We start from the raw sequence: 13,855 nt of genomic DNA, 5'->3' as shown, positions 1-13,855 counted from the left end.
TCATTACGTTTGGAATTCTGAATCGCAAGACGTATTTTTGCACCCTCATTTCTATGTTCGCATGGGAGTGAGGGTATTTTATTTACAAATTATTATTAATTAACCAATTACCGTATGTCTAAGCAATACGAAACGGTGTTCATCTTAACTCCCATTTTGTCTGAGGCCCAGGCAAAGGACGCCGTTGAAAAATTTCGTACTATCATCACTTCTAATGGTGGTGTAATGGTACATGAGGAAGACTGGGGATTGCGAAAGCTGGCCTATCCCATCCAAAAGAAAAACTCTGGTTTTTATCACATCTTCGAATACACTTCGGCAGAAATTAATGTGGTAGACATTCTTGAAACGGAATTCCGTCGTGACGAGAAAGTTTTGCGTTTTATGACTATCGCCCTTGATAAGCATTCAATTGCTTACAACGAAAAGAAACGTAAGGGACTGATAGGTAGAAAAAGAGAAGAGTCAACTGAATCAAAAACCGAAAACGCATAAGCTATGTCACTCGTAAACGAACCGGTTGAGAAAAACATTAACCGCAAAAAGTATTGCCGTTTCAAAAAAGCAGGCATTAAATATATTGATTACAAGAATCCTGACTTTTTACTTAAATTGGTAAACGAGCAAGGAAAAATCTTGCCACGTCGTCTAACAGGTACAAGCCTGAAATATCAGCGCAAAGTATCACAGGCAATCAAAAGAGCACGTCATTTGGCACTATTGCCTTTCGTTGCTGATCAATTGAAATAAATTAGAAAGAGCTACGAACAATGGAAATCATACTAATAACTGATATAGCAGGAGTAGGATACAAAAACGACATCGTATCTGTGAAAGCAGGATATGGCCGTAACTATCTTATTCCACAGGGTTTTGCTTTATTAGCTAATCCTTCGAACCGCAAAATTGTTGCTGAAAACGTTCGCCAGGCTGCTCACAAAGCAGAAAAACTGAAAAAAGATGCAGAAGATATCGCATCAGCAATCGGTGACCTGACAATCGATATTCGCACTGTAGTTGGAGAAAGCGGCCGTATTTTCGGACGTGTTACCAACACACAGGTTGCAGATATTCTTAAATCAAAAGGTTTTGAAATCGACCGTAAGAAAATTACTGTTGACGATGTTAAATCTGTTGGTGTTTATTCAGCATTGATCGATCTTCACAAAGAAGTGAAACACAAGATCTCTCTGAACGTAATTGCTGCTGAAGATTAATCTTCGGTTCTCTTACAAAGGCATAAAAAAATGACAACCCGAAAGAGTTGTCATTTTTTTATGCCTCTAATTTAAAGAGCAAGTACCGAAAGCTGATAGCTGAAGGCTGAAAACCATTAAAGTGCCGGAATCCGAAGAACCTGACCCGGATAAATTTTATCAGGATGTGTAAGCATCGGTTTGTTTGCTTCAAAAATAACCGGATACTTCATCATATCTCCGTAAACTGTCTGTGCAATTTTCGAAAGCGTATCGCCTTTTACAACGGTATGGTAGGTAGCTTCCGGTGCAGGTGTTGCAACGGTAAGTCTGTTGTCAACCACTTCAACCCCCTCAACATTACCAACAGCAAGTGCAATTTTTTCTGAATCAGCCTGTTGTGCTACTTCGCCTTCAATTGTAACGGTGTCGCCGGAAGTCTTCACAGTAAGAGAATTGTAAGGAAGTCCAAGTGCTTTTACGTGAGCCAACAGTGCACTTGCGCGCAACGGTTCAACCTCCGGTGTAGGCACAGCAGCCTCTTCTTTTTTGAAGATTTTCTCTCCGACTCCTTTAAAAAATGACATTAAGCCCATAATAATTTGTGGTTTTTGTAAGTAAAGTGTTTAATTTATGAAATCCAAAGCTAGTCTATTTTCAGCATTGAACAAGTTTCAGACAGACAAATAGCATTTTGGTCACAATATTGTAATAGCTATTTTTATGCCAGAGCCATGCTTGGAAAGAACTGTATTTGTACTTTTGCAATTGGCGATAACCACATCGTAAGTTAAGCACCAACCACACTGCATGAACCGGCAAACATCCATTGAAAGATTAGCGAATGAAGAATTTGATATTTGTATCGTAGGAGCAGGGGCAAGTGGTGCAGGTTGTGCACTGGATGCGGTACTGCGTGGTTACAAAGTTGCCCTGATCGACAAACAGGATTTTGCTTCGGAAACGTCATCCAAATCAACAAAACTTATTCATGGCGGCGTCCGTTATCTTGAACAGGCTTTCAAAAAACTGGACTTTGCCCAGCTAAAACAGGTTCGACATGGTCTGGAAGAAAGGCATCTGGTTTTAAATAATGCACCCCATCTTGCACGTCCGCTGGCGCTGGTTACACCGGTCAGTTCATGGATAGAGGGTCTTTATTTTAGTATCGGGTTAAAAATGTATGATAGTTTTGCAACCAATGATTCGCTTCCCAAAAGCAAATGGCTGAAAAAATCGGAGGTTCTGAGAAAGATTCCGACGCTTAACAAAAGTAAGCTGCATAGTGCTGTGCTTTACTATGATGGCCAATTAGATGATGCAAGGTATTGTCTTGCACTGTCTCAGTCGGCATCTGAATCCGGCGCTGTTGTGGCTAATTATTTGGAAGTAAAAGGTTTTGCTAAAAGTGCTGAGGGAAAATTAAATGCCGTTCAAATAAAAGACACACGTTCCGGGCAGGATTTGTCAATCAAAACCAAACTGGTACTAAACTGCACGGGTCCATATTCTGATGCCATCCGCCTTATGGCCAATCCGGAGTTACATGAGCGAATCCGCCCGAGTAAAGGTGTACATGTGGTGCTTCCCTATGATACACTCAATAGCGATTACGCGATGCTGATTCCCAAAACTTCTGACGGGCGTGTCGTTTTTGCCATTCCGTTTGAAGGCGCCATGATGCTGGGAACAACCGATACGGAGTGTGAGGATCTGAACACGGAAGCGGGGCTGAACGAGAAAGAAAAGCAATATCTGGCAGATACTTTGAATCCTTATCTTGAAAAGAAAATAGATATTACTGAATTAAAGGCTGGTTTTGGTGGACTTCGGCCATTGCTTTCAGCGGAAACCAGTAAATCAACCAAAAGCCTGCTGCGGGATCATGAAGTGGAGATTGATCCGGCTAGCGGTTTAGTCAGTTTATTGGGAGGGAAATGGACGACGTACCGTCTCATGGCAAAAGATGCTATAGACCAGATCGATAGTGTTTTTAGTAGGAAAAACACCTGTGGTACAGCAAATCATACACTTGCAGGAGGTGAAAATTATCTATTTGATTCTTATAAAGAGCTTGAAAAAAAATATAACTTGCCGGTGGACGTCTGTCAGCATTTGGTAAAAAAATATGGATCCAGAGCCGTGAAGGTTTGCGAACTCACGCTTGACAAGCCTGATTGGAAAACGCGTTTGAACGAAAAATACCCATATATCCGGGCAGAAGTAATCCATACGGTACGCGAAGAAATGGCAATAACACCAAGGGATTTTCTGGCAAGAAGAATCCGGCTTGAAATTACGGACTGGCAAACTACCTCCGAAGTTTTACCTGCAGTTGCAGAACTCATGGCTACGGAGTTAAATTGGTCAGATGAGCAGAAGGACCTGGAAATTTCTTCTTATTTAACCCAAATCAAACAATTCATGTCTGTCGCTGGAACACATATTGCCTGAGAGGTACCAGTTCGACCATTTTATAAATTTATGTTCATTACCGACTTATCCTGCATTTCCCCCCAGCAAACTTACGACGACACTTTTTTAAGTGGTGAAATAAAAACTTATTTGGGAAACCGGTATGTCGCCACCGAACCTCCGTATGGTTCGCTTATTCCTGCCGGACTTTTGAGAAGAATGGGTAAAGCAGTGCGGATGGGCGTGGGAGCAGGGTTGCCATTGATCCATAAAAATCCAAAGCTGGACGGAATTATCCTTGGCACGGCGAATGGCGGCCTGGAAGACTGTCTTAAATTTCTAAATCAGATTGTAGATTATAAAGAAGGCACTTTAACGCCAACCAACTTTGTACAAAGCACGCCAAATGCAGTTGCCGGCAACCTGGCGTTAATGAGCAAAAATACAGGTTACAACACAACCCATGTGCATAAAGGTCTCGCATTTGAATGTGCTTTGCTGGATGCCATGCTTTGGCTGGACGAAGGAAATGCCAATTCGTTTTTGCTTGGCAGTGTCGAGGAGATTTCTGAATATCATTATAATATCGATTATCTGAGCGGGTATTTTAAAAAGGAAGATTCAACATCAGCAACACTTTTGCAGTCCGGAACCGCCGGCACAGTTTGCGGTGAAGGTGCGACCATGTTCGTGGTAGAATCTGAGCTGTCTGAAAGGGCTTTGGCAGAAATTGTTGATGTGGAGCAGATTAGTTATGCGTTGGAAGATGAGCTTACAGAAAAGCTAAACTATTTGCTGAAAAGAAATCAAGTAGATCCGGAACAAATCGATGCGCTTGTTTTAGGTTACAGCGGCGACAGCCGGAATGATGATCTTTACGATAATTTGCATCAGAGAATGTTTTCACACAGCAGCGTTTACAGCTACAAGAATTTAACCGGCGATTATCCGACTTCTTCCGCTTTTGCCACCTGGCTTGGTGTTCAGATTTTGTCAGGAAGGCATATTCCAGACCAGGCTATGCAGTTAAGGAAATCGGAAATAACACCCAAATATGTCCTGATTTACAATCATTACCAGGGCGTTCAGCATGGGTTGATTTTATTAAAAGCGGTTTAAAATCACGCCGTTTCAGATCCTGTTTGAATCTGACACGGCGGAAGAATTATTTCAAAAGTGCTTCCTCAGCTTTTTCTTTCATGACAATAACCTTTGCCAATGTGGGTAAAATGGTGTCATGCTTTTTTACAAAAGGATTTGATTTATCCCAAACATAACCTGCCAATACCGAACAAATCTGATTTTTAATGTCTTTATCTACATTTTTTGCAAAAACAATGGTTTGAAAGTCGCCACTGTACCAGCCTGTTACATAACTTCTGAAAACGTTGATGCCCTTTTGAACAACATCTTCATATTCGGTTTTCCAATCTACATTCTCACCTTGCAAGTGCCGGTGTGTCATTTTTGCTGATAATAAACCGGAAGCGGTTGCAAACGTTACACCTGACGAAAATATCGGATCCAGGAATTCTGTGCTGTTACCTGAAAGAACAAATCCATCTCCAAACATGGTTTTTACACCAACAGAGTAACCAAGGATATTTCTGGGTTCAAATTTCAGTTCTGAATTCTTAAAACGGCCATTCAAATCTCCAAAATTTCGGATGAATTTTTCATATTTCTCTCCGCCATTGGCAGCAAGTTCAACCACTTTTTCTTTGTCACTCACAATCCCTACAGATGTAGAACCATCCGAAAACGGAATTGCCCAGATCCATGACCTATTGTTGTCAAAGGAATGAACAAAGATGTTGTTGCTGGTTTTTTCTGTACGGTTAATATCTTCCAAATGGGAAAAAACGGCTCCCCTTGGCGTGAAGGCAGACGGTTTGCTCAAATCAAATAGCCTTGGCAAAACGCGTCCGTAACCACTTGAATCGATGATAAACCGTGATTCGATACTGTGAATATTTCCGTCAATGTCGCGGTATTCGGTCGTTTGTTTTTCTTTACCGGCGACCACGTTCAAAACCTCACATTCGAAGTTAACGCCTACGCCTTTGGCGCGGGTAGCTTCTGCCAGCGTGAGATCAAAATCTGCCCGTTTTACCTGCCACGTCCACGTCCAGCCATCGGTAAACTGTTCTGAAAAAAGAAATTCACATCTTTTGTCACCGCGCATAAAAGCGGCTCCCGTTTTCTTCTGGAAATTTTTGGCTTTCACTGCTTCCAGTAAACCCGATTCGTCCAGATGCTGCATACAGCAGGGAAGAAGGCTTTCGCCAATCTGAAAACGGGGAAATTTTTCTTTTTCCAGGATTGTCACATTATAACCCTGGTTTTTCAAATAAGAAGCAGCCACCGTACCTGCCGGGCCTGCTCCGATAACCAAAACATCAACCTTTTGCATGATTACGCATTTATAACTTTTTCAATAAGTTTCTCTTTATCAACAAATGCAAAACAAGTAACGAAAGCGCTCACAGTAACGCCCAAAATGCCATGCATGGAAATATTTTGTCCTGTCAGGTATAGATTTGGTACCCTTGTTTTGGTATTAATCTGCGTTCTGGTTGGCGCATTTGAGTTTTGTAAAACCCCATACAACGAACCGTCACGGTTGCCGATATAATCCCTGAATGTAAGTGGCGTTGCGCTATGCACTGCCTTTATTTTTGACCTGATCCCGGGGAAAACCTCCTCTATTTTTCGGAGTACTTTTTCCTCTTTTTCTTTTTTAAATAAATCATATTCCAAATCCCTTTCACCGGGTTCGGAAACTGTCTTAGCCGTATGCGCCCATTTGTCGGTTTCTGATGATTTCATGTAAGTCATGATAGACATCGATTCGGCAAATTTTTTATTTCGTGAAATATAGGGCGTGCACACAAAATAAGTTTGCGGCCAGGTCTCTTCCTCGTAGTCGATACCATCCCAGACGTTATCTATGTGATGCTGATAAATATTATAATTTAAATACTCGAACGAATTCTCATGAAATGAAAGATGCACCAGAAAAGTGGATATGCTGTTAGGCAGATTTTTGATCCTGTTTCTGTACACATTCATGAAACGGTCTTCACCAAAAATGTCAATCGTAACAGCGGGGTGAACGTTGGAAATAAATTGTTTGCCCCTGACGATTTCGCCATTTTCAAGTGCAATGCTGACAATTGATCCGTTCTCATCATAGTTAGCGGAAATAACTTTTTTGTGTTTGTAAATCGCTCCGCCAAAAATCCGGATTCCCCGGCTCATCTGAATAGCAATCTGAGATCCGCCATCTATAAACTTGTAAGCACCGGAAAGATAGCTGTTCATAATCAGTGCATGAACATAAAAGGGCGTCATTTCTTTTACACCGGCATACAGCAAATTGGAGCCGCCCAGTACATTTTGCAGTCGCTCATTGCTGGTGATGGACGCAATGTAATCATAGGCGTTTAGCGTTAGAAGCTGCTCGTCCATCTGGTAACTGTCGCCGCCGATTCTGAGATTATATAACGGAAACTTACTACATACCTCTTTAATTTTAACACAATATGTTTTAATCGCCTGCTCTTCTTCGGGAAAATAGGAAATTAGTTTTTTTTCGAAAGCATCATATCCCTGTGCATAATCATACTCCATTCCATCCTGAAAACGAATCACGTCAAATCGCTCATCGTCCATTCTTTTCAGTTTCAGGTTGTCGAGTATGCCGAAATATTTGAAGAACTGATAGAGGTTTTCGCCTTCGTTCAGGCTTCCGACGTAATGTACGCCTGTATCAAAAATGGTTTTGTCACGGCTATACACCTGCAGATGGCCGCCGATCTGATGGTTTTTTTCAAGTACGACAACACTGTGACCTTCAGAAGCTAAAATATAGGCGCAGGCCAGTCCGCCCAAACCGCTTCCAATAATGACAAAGTCATATTCTTTTTCGGTCAATTTGGACATTGGTTTAAATTAAAGTGTGTTTTAAATATGGATATTAATACGCTCCGGGTTTTCAAAAAATACTTTTTCTTAGGATAAAAAGTACGTTAGATGTTTTGTCAGAATGCCGCTGCATTTCAAATGTAAGGTTCTGACTTTTAGCAAATCCACGGATGTCATCAGATGAGAAAAAGTGAAATTCATCGGTTTTTTTGTTAAAGGAAAACAGCCCGGTCGACAAAGCCTCAGTACGTTTGGTGTTGATGTGTTTCTCTTTTAAATCTGTAATCCCGTCCCGGATAAATAAAATTCCATCCGGATTGAGCGCTTGAGCACAATTTTTCAACAAATTAAGCTGTTTTTCAGCAGATAAATAATGTAGAATATCATTTAAAAATATTACATCCTGCTCACCGATTTGCGTGGTCATGACATCTGCATACAGAAACCGTAGATTGGCCGTTTTATTATAACCGTTTTCTGCAATCGTAATTTTATCTTCATCGTAATCAATTCCTGTAATGAGCCGGTTTTCGTTTTTATAATGGAGAAAAAAAGAAAGGTAGCCGTACCCGCAACCAACATCCAGTATTTTTTTTCTATCTTCAATCAGTGCATTGTAATATGAAAAGTTATTGGCTTCCAGCTTCCATTTTGCTTTGAAATACCATTCCAGAACAGGTCCTTTAAAAACATAATTGGTAAAAATTCTGTGTTTGAGATAACCTGTATCTTCCATTTCATTTTTAAAAGCAGCAAATTCTGATTTGTAAAAGGCAGAAATATTTTTCGTTTTATCCCTCAGTTCAGTACCCCATTTCAGATCGTTGAACTTGATCCTCGGCAAAACGCGCACATTGAGCGCTCCAGGACGGATAAGGAAATCGCTCTTCGGAAGAACCTCCGACGCACCATGCAATAAAAGTGGCTGTATATCCAGATTCAGCTGTTCGGCCAGATAAAAGGCACCTTTATGAAAACGGGCGATTTTACCATCCTTTGACCGGGTACCTTCCGGGAAAACAAGCAGCGAATAACCATCGGCCACCAGCGCTTTCATTTTTTCAATATTCTCTTCCGGACCATCGTCGGTGTAGACATAACCTGCATACCGGATGATCGGGCCAAAAAAAGGTGAATTGTAAACCCATCCTTTTACCATCAAAACAATTTTTGGATTCAGCATGATAGCCAGGAGAATATCCAGAAACGATGTATGGTTGGCTATAAAAATCACGGGTTTATCTATTTCAATGTTTTCTGTTCCTGAAAAATTCTTCCTTACATGAGGACCCGAGAAAATTACGGTTTTTGCATAAAAGGATAATGACCGGTTGATCATTTCCCGTTTTTTCTTTTTTGAAATGGGTAAAATCAGAATAGTTACCAGCTTGGAGTGAAGAAAAAGACAGCCGGCAAGAAAGTAGGTGAAACTAGTAATACTAAGCAGAAACGGTAGGAAAGTTACCGGAGCCCGTTTGTTTTCTTTCCGGTTCTGAACAAATAAATCGAATAGAATAGGCTGAACAATAAAAGAGATGATCAGAATGCAGATAATTCCAAGCACGCTGATAAAAGCGATGGAATGAATGGCCGGATGTTTGGCAAAAAACAGCACACCGGTTCCAACGATGGTCGTCAGTGCCGACAGAATAATTGCGGACTGGTAAGATTTAAGCGTTTCTTTTCCTGTTTTATATTTATTTAGAAGTCCGTCGGTGACAAAAATGCTGAAATCGTCTCCGAGGCCAAATATAAAGGTGGTGATGACCACATTGACAAAATTGAATTTGATTCCCAAAATAGCTGCGATTCCTAAAATCCAGATCCAGCTGATGACCATGGGCAGGAAAGTCAAAAGTGTCAGCTCAATTCTGCCATACACTATCAAAAGTGTAAGAAAAACGATCGACGCGGAAATAAGCAGGATGTAATTAAAATCATCCTTCACCATTGTTAAAAGACTTCCGGCCAGTTCGCCACGGTCAAAAATATCGACACCCGGCATTTTTCTTAATTCTGCTTTTACAAACGGAAGTTGATTTTTGTCTGCTGTTAATGTTGTGATCAGCGTCGTTTGCTGCGGGTTTGAATCGACAAGATTAGTTAATCCTAACTGATAAAATAATTCATCTTCATCCGTTACATCTTCAATTTTACCTGAAATCCAATCTTTAAAATTATCGAAAGCGGTTGGGTTAAAACCATTTGCAAGAGCCGCCTGATCAAGTCGTGAAAAAGTACCTGCCTGTCTTTGGGCATTCCAGAACCTGTTCCAGCGAACTGTCCTTTCCAGTTTAATATGGGTTGGGACAGCAAATGCAACGGAAGACACAAATTCTCTGACTTTCCCCTCTGCTTTAAGTTGTGTTAACTTTTGATAAACCGCGTAATTGGTTTGCTCGGCTTGATATTTTTGTTTGTTTGCCGTAAAAATGTAGATCCTTTTGTCTTTGTCAGGATTGATGCCCGTCAGTTTTTCTTCTCTTTGTTTCACATCATCACTTTGCATGCTCAGGCTTTCAAAACTGCTGTCAAATTCAGTGAATCTGGCAAAATAAAGAAAGACAACTGTCAGTACAGCGACAATCAGCAAACTGGCAGATTTGAACTTAGCCGGAACAGAAGGGATGTTGAAAAACTTTGATTCAGCGGGTATTTTGTGATAATCAAATGAAAGTGTTTGCAGAATAATTGGCAGGGCAATGAGCGTAAACAGCGCGGCGCCTGTCAGACTTAGAGCAGCAAACAAACCAAAATCCTGCAATACGACTGAGTTGGTAAATTGCAGTGCTGTGAAGGCAAGTACAGTTGTGAGACTTCCCGTCAACAACGGCTCGCTGACTTCCTTAACCGTTATGGAAACGGATCCCGTATGACGAAGATGGGTGAAAAAGTGAAATGCGTAATCCAACAGAATTCCGAAGATCACAGCACCGGTTGCCAAAGAAATTCCTGAAACTTCCGGCCGGAAAAAGCCAATGAGGCCAACTGCAAAAATGCCTCCGAAAATACCGGGTAAAATGATAAAAACAGGAATAAGTATTTTTCTGTAATAAAGAATCAGGATCGCAATAATGGCAATCAGGGCGATGCCCATGGTGCGTGTGGAATCCTGTTTTACCTGAATCGCATTTCGTGCTGCGATTTCAAAAGTGCCAAAATAGGACAGATGGTTTTTGGGGAACTGTTTATTCCATTTAAGGCGGAAATCCTCCATATTATTGAACAACTCTACATGTTTTGAAGAGTTGCCCGAATCGTAAGCCGTTGAAGCGGTAATAATGATTTGTTTCCTGTTAGCCGAAAACATAATGCCTTCCTCAACTGTCATCGCCGAGGAATTATTGGCTGCATTCAGCTCACGGAAATACTTTCCTGAAATTCCCAGCGGATCATTAACCACAAACTGTTTTAAAAATGTCCCGCCCGGTGTTAGCAGTTGCTTATAGGCAGAAGCAACCGATGTGCGGATGGAATCCGGTTGTATTTTTTGCAGGATATGAGCATAATAAGCAGAATCGATGAATTCAGGAAAATGAGCGTAGCTGTAAGAATAAACGTCCTGCTGAATATCCGGACGGACTGCCTGAATGTTTTTTATATAGTTTCCGGAAGCTCTTTTTAGTGAATCTTCAAATATTTCAGTTAAAGTCAAGGCTTCATCACTACTTATTTGAGGATCTGTATCTAAGGAAAATACAATTTGGTTAATGATGTTTTTGCTTTCTACCAACCTTGTAAACTGCTCAAAACTTTCACCTTTTGGTAGTGTCGAAAAAATGCTTTCTGTGACGCGCAGACGGGAAATACCATAGCCCAGGGCTCCGATCAGGGTGATCAGGCAAATAAAGAAAACGGCTTTATGTCTTGAAAGGAGCAGGTTAAGCTTTAATAATAAATCCCCGATCATGAATAGGTTAAACGTGAGTGCAAGGCAAAATTAAGTAAATGTAAGTGTGATGCCAACTTATTAATGTTCAATACCGTTCAAAAACCTTACTTGGCAAAGCCGTAAAAAAAGATTTATTTTACATGTTATTTAATTTCGGTATCAATAAATGAATAGTATTTCATTAGCTCAGATCGAGCAATATGCGTTTGAAAAGAAAGAATTTATCCTGGCAGACGACGCACTCAACAAGGTTTCAAAGTCTTTTAGTTTTCTAACGAATTTTTCAAAAGATAAAATTATTTACGGAATCAATACCGGTTTTGGCCCTATGGCCCAGTACCGGATTGAAACTGATAAACTCAATAGTTTACAATATAACCTCATCCGCAGCCATTCCAGCGGTATTGGGCGCCCGTTAAACGAGGTGTATGCGCGCAGCGTCATGGTTGCCCGTCTGAATGCTTTTTTACAGGCGAATTCCGGGATCAGTACCGGTGTGATCAAACAGCTTGTTCTTTTCTTAAACAAAGGAATTGTTCCTGAAATTTTTGAACACGGCAGCGTTGGTGCGAGTGGTGATTTGGTTCAGCTTTCTCATCTGGGGCTTAACCTGATCGGGGAGGGTTATGTTTATGAAAACGGCGTGAGGCGTAAAACTGCGGAAGTTTTGGTTGAACATCAGATCGAACCCTTAAAAATGGAGCTTCGCGACGGGTTGGGTTTAATTAACGGAACTTCCTGTATGACAGGAATCGCTGCCATCAATCTTATCTATGCCAAACGTTTGGTACAGTGGGCAATAGCTGCTTCATCGATGTTAAATGAAGTAATTGAGGCTTTTGATGACTCTTTCTCTCAGCAGCTTAATGCAGTAAAACATCATAAAGGTCAGCAATACGTTGCCGGCCAGATGCGGGATTTTGTAAAAGGAAGCGGCATGATCCGTAACCGCGAAGAGCTTTTTAAAGACGACACCGCTTTACAGCGCATAGAATTTGAACGTAAAATTCAGGAGTATTACTCAATTCGCTGTGTTCCGCAAATTATCGGACCGATTATTGACACGATTTTGTATGCACAGGATGTGGTTGAAAATGAGCTGAATTCTACCAATGACAATCCGATTGTCAGTCCTGAGGAAAACAACGTATTTCACGGCGGTAATTTCCACGGAGATTATATTTCTCTTGAAATGGACAAGGTTAAGATTGTACTTACCAAGCTCTCAATGCTTATGGAACGTCAGCTTAACTTCCTGATGAACAGTAAACTGAATGGCAAATTTCCTCCTTTTTTAAACGCAGGAACCTGGGGGCTGAACTTTGGTTTTCAGGGTGTTCAGTTCACAGCTACTTCTACTACGGCTGAGAATCAGGCCCTGTCTAATTCTGTTTATGTACATTCCATTCCAAACAACAATGACAATCAGGACATTGTAAGTATGGGAACAAACAGCGCGGTTTTGGCAAAGCAGGTTTTGGAAAACGCGTATCAGGTCATGTCCATCCATATCATGGCAATTTGCCAGGCGGTGGATTTGCTGGATCCGGAAGAGAAAAACAGACTTTCACCCAATGCAACCTCGGTTTACAATCAAATTCGGACCAAGTCCAGCTTCGTAAAAGAAGATGTTCCTCAGTTTGAAAGTATTGCAAATGTTTACGAATATATCAAAGAAACCCCTTTTACATTATGAGCTGTGCATTGGTAACCGGTGCTTCAAGAGGACTGGGCAGGGCCATAGCCGTGCAGCTGGCAAAGGATCACGGTTTGTATATTTTAGTTAATTATTCTTCCAATCTTGCCGCTGCTGAAGAAGCGCTGGAAGAAATCCGGACGGCTGGCGGTGATGGAGAGTTGCTGCAGTTTAATGTTCAGACCAAAACGGAGGTCGACGGAGCACTCAACGGCTGGCGGGAGAGAAATGAAGAAAAATTTATCAGTGTGCTTGTGAACAATGCAGGCATTACCCGTGACGGCCTTTTTATGTGGATGCCTGAGCAGGATTGGGACGATGTAATGAGCATTTCCGCCAAAGGTTTGTTTAATGTTACGCAGAACATCATTCAGCATATGCTCAGAAAGCGCACAGGACGGATTGTGAATGTGGCATCTGTTTCGGGGATGAAAGGCGTTGCGGGACAAACCAATTATTCTGCTGCCAAGGGAGCGATCATTTCTGCAACCAAGGCGCTTGCGCAGGAAGTAGCCAAACGTAAAATTACAGTAAATGCGGTTGCGCCTGGTTTTATCACCAGTGACATGACCAAAGATCTGAACGAAAATGAGTTAAAACAAATGATCCCGATGAACCGGTTTGGAAAAGCCGATGAGGTGGCACATTTAGTAAGTTTTTTGTGTTCAGATAAAGCCGCTTATATTACCGGCGAGGTAATTAATATTAACGGAGGCATTTACTCGTAAC

At 41.3% G+C, this 13,855-nt stretch carries 11 protein-coding genes; 7 read left to right on the top strand and 4 right to left on the bottom strand.

Annotation, left to right across the window (positions count from 1 at the left end):
* Positions 1-114 precede the first annotated feature (114 nt).
* From rpsF to rplI, 3 genes are read left to right on the top strand one after another with little or no spacing between them, the layout of a single operon-like run.
* A complete protein-coding gene (gene rpsF, locus E0F88_RS28830) occupies positions 115-495 on the top strand; it encodes a 30S ribosomal protein S6 (protein WP_131961807.1) in 381 nt (126 codons plus the stop codon).
* Between the two features lie 3 nt (positions 496-498).
* Positions 499-750, top strand: coding sequence for a 30S ribosomal protein S18 (gene rpsR, locus E0F88_RS28825; protein ID WP_015811483.1), 252 nt, complete (start codon positions 499-501; stop codon positions 748-750).
* Between the two features lie 20 nt (positions 751-770).
* Positions 771-1,217, top strand: coding sequence for a 50S ribosomal protein L9 (gene rplI / locus E0F88_RS28820; protein ID WP_131961806.1), 447 nt, complete (start codon positions 771-773; stop codon positions 1,215-1,217).
* Positions 1,218-1,333: 116 nt separating this feature from the next.
* On the opposite strand, the gene lysM is transcribed toward rplI, so the two are convergent.
* Positions 1,334-1,792, bottom strand: a complete 459-nt coding sequence (gene lysM / locus E0F88_RS28815) for a peptidoglycan-binding protein LysM (protein ID WP_131961805.1) — start codon at positions 1,790-1,792, stop codon at positions 1,334-1,336.
* A 214-nt stretch (positions 1,793-2,006) separates the two neighbouring features.
* Between lysM and E0F88_RS28810 the strand changes: the two genes are divergently transcribed.
* Entirely contained in the window at positions 2,007-3,650 is a 1,644-nt protein-coding gene (locus tag E0F88_RS28810; protein WP_131961804.1) for a glycerol-3-phosphate dehydrogenase/oxidase, read from the top strand.
* 30 nt (positions 3,651-3,680) lie between these two features.
* Positions 3,681-4,730: a beta-ketoacyl synthase chain length factor gene (locus E0F88_RS28805; RefSeq protein ID WP_131961803.1), complete on the top strand. Its 1,050-nt coding sequence runs from the start codon at positions 3,681-3,683 to the stop codon at positions 4,728-4,730.
* 46 nt (positions 4,731-4,776) lie between these two features.
* Here the strand turns inward: E0F88_RS28805 and E0F88_RS28800 are convergent, their stop codons facing one another.
* From E0F88_RS28800 to E0F88_RS28790, 3 genes are read right to left on the bottom strand one after another with little or no spacing between them, the layout of a single operon-like run.
* A complete protein-coding gene (locus E0F88_RS28800) occupies positions 4,777-6,024 on the bottom strand; it encodes an NAD(P)/FAD-dependent oxidoreductase (protein WP_131961802.1) in 1,248 nt (415 codons plus the stop codon).
* A gap of 2 nt (positions 6,025-6,026) precedes the next feature.
* Positions 6,027-7,556, bottom strand: coding sequence for a phytoene desaturase family protein (locus tag E0F88_RS28795; protein WP_131961801.1), 1,530 nt, complete (start codon positions 7,554-7,556; stop codon positions 6,027-6,029).
* A 52-nt stretch (positions 7,557-7,608) separates the two neighbouring features.
* Positions 7,609-11,448 (bottom strand): trifunctional MMPL family transporter/lysophospholipid acyltransferase/class I SAM-dependent methyltransferase, encoded by a 3,840-nt coding sequence (locus E0F88_RS28790; RefSeq protein ID WP_131961800.1) that lies wholly within the window; start codon positions 11,446-11,448, stop codon positions 7,609-7,611.
* 148 nt (positions 11,449-11,596) lie between these two features.
* Between E0F88_RS28790 and flxA the strand changes: the two genes are divergently transcribed.
* Both flxA and flxB read left to right on the top strand, forming a co-directional pair.
* Entirely contained in the window at positions 11,597-13,126 is a 1,530-nt protein-coding gene (gene flxA, locus E0F88_RS28785; RefSeq protein WP_131961799.1) for a flexirubin biosynthesis tyrosine ammonia-lyase FlxA, read from the top strand.
* On the top strand, positions 13,123-13,854 hold the full coding sequence (gene flxB / locus E0F88_RS28780; protein WP_131961798.1) for a flexirubin biosynthesis SDR family reductase FlxB: 732 nt from the start codon (positions 13,123-13,125) through the stop codon (positions 13,852-13,854). Before flxA ends, flxB begins: the two co-directional genes overlap by 4 nt.
* Position 13,855 lies beyond the last annotated feature (1 nt).

Source organism: Dyadobacter psychrotolerans (genome assembly GCF_004349265.1).
In the GTDB taxonomy this organism is placed as follows: Bacteria; Bacteroidota; Bacteroidia; order Cytophagales; family Spirosomataceae; genus Dyadobacter; species Dyadobacter psychrotolerans.
This window is presented reverse-complemented; position numbering and strand designations above follow the sequence as displayed.

What these genes read in the sequence shown, in the direction of transcription:
- flxB (WP_131961798.1), top strand. Translation starts at nt 13,123, where the DNA reads ATGAGCTGTGCATTGGTAACCGGTGCTTCAAGAGGACTGGGCAGGGCC.
- E0F88_RS28810 (WP_131961804.1), top strand. Translation starts at nt 2,007, where the DNA reads ATGAACCGGCAAACATCCATTGAAAGATTAGCGAATGAAGAATTTGAT.
- flxA (WP_131961799.1), top strand. Translation starts at nt 11,597, where the DNA reads ATGAATAGTATTTCATTAGCTCAGATCGAGCAATATGCGTTTGAAAAG.
- rplI (WP_131961806.1), top strand. Translation starts at nt 771, where the DNA reads ATGGAAATCATACTAATAACTGATATAGCAGGAGTAGGATACAAAAAC.
- lysM (WP_131961805.1), bottom strand. Translation starts at nt 1,792, where the DNA reads ATGGGCTTAATGTCATTTTTTAAAGGAGTCGGAGAGAAAATCTTCAAA.
- E0F88_RS28790 (WP_131961800.1), bottom strand. Translation starts at nt 11,448, where the DNA reads ATGATCGGGGATTTATTATTAAAGCTTAACCTGCTCCTTTCAAGACAT.
- rpsR (WP_015811483.1), top strand. Translation starts at nt 499, where the DNA reads ATGTCACTCGTAAACGAACCGGTTGAGAAAAACATTAACCGCAAAAAG.
- E0F88_RS28805 (WP_131961803.1), top strand. Translation starts at nt 3,681, where the DNA reads ATGTTCATTACCGACTTATCCTGCATTTCCCCCCAGCAAACTTACGAC.
- rpsF (WP_131961807.1), top strand. Translation starts at nt 115, where the DNA reads ATGTCTAAGCAATACGAAACGGTGTTCATCTTAACTCCCATTTTGTCT.
- E0F88_RS28795 (WP_131961801.1), bottom strand. Translation starts at nt 7,556, where the DNA reads ATGTCCAAATTGACCGAAAAAGAATATGACTTTGTCATTATTGGAAGC.
- E0F88_RS28800 (WP_131961802.1), bottom strand. Translation starts at nt 6,024, where the DNA reads ATGCAAAAGGTTGATGTTTTGGTTATCGGAGCAGGCCCGGCAGGTACG.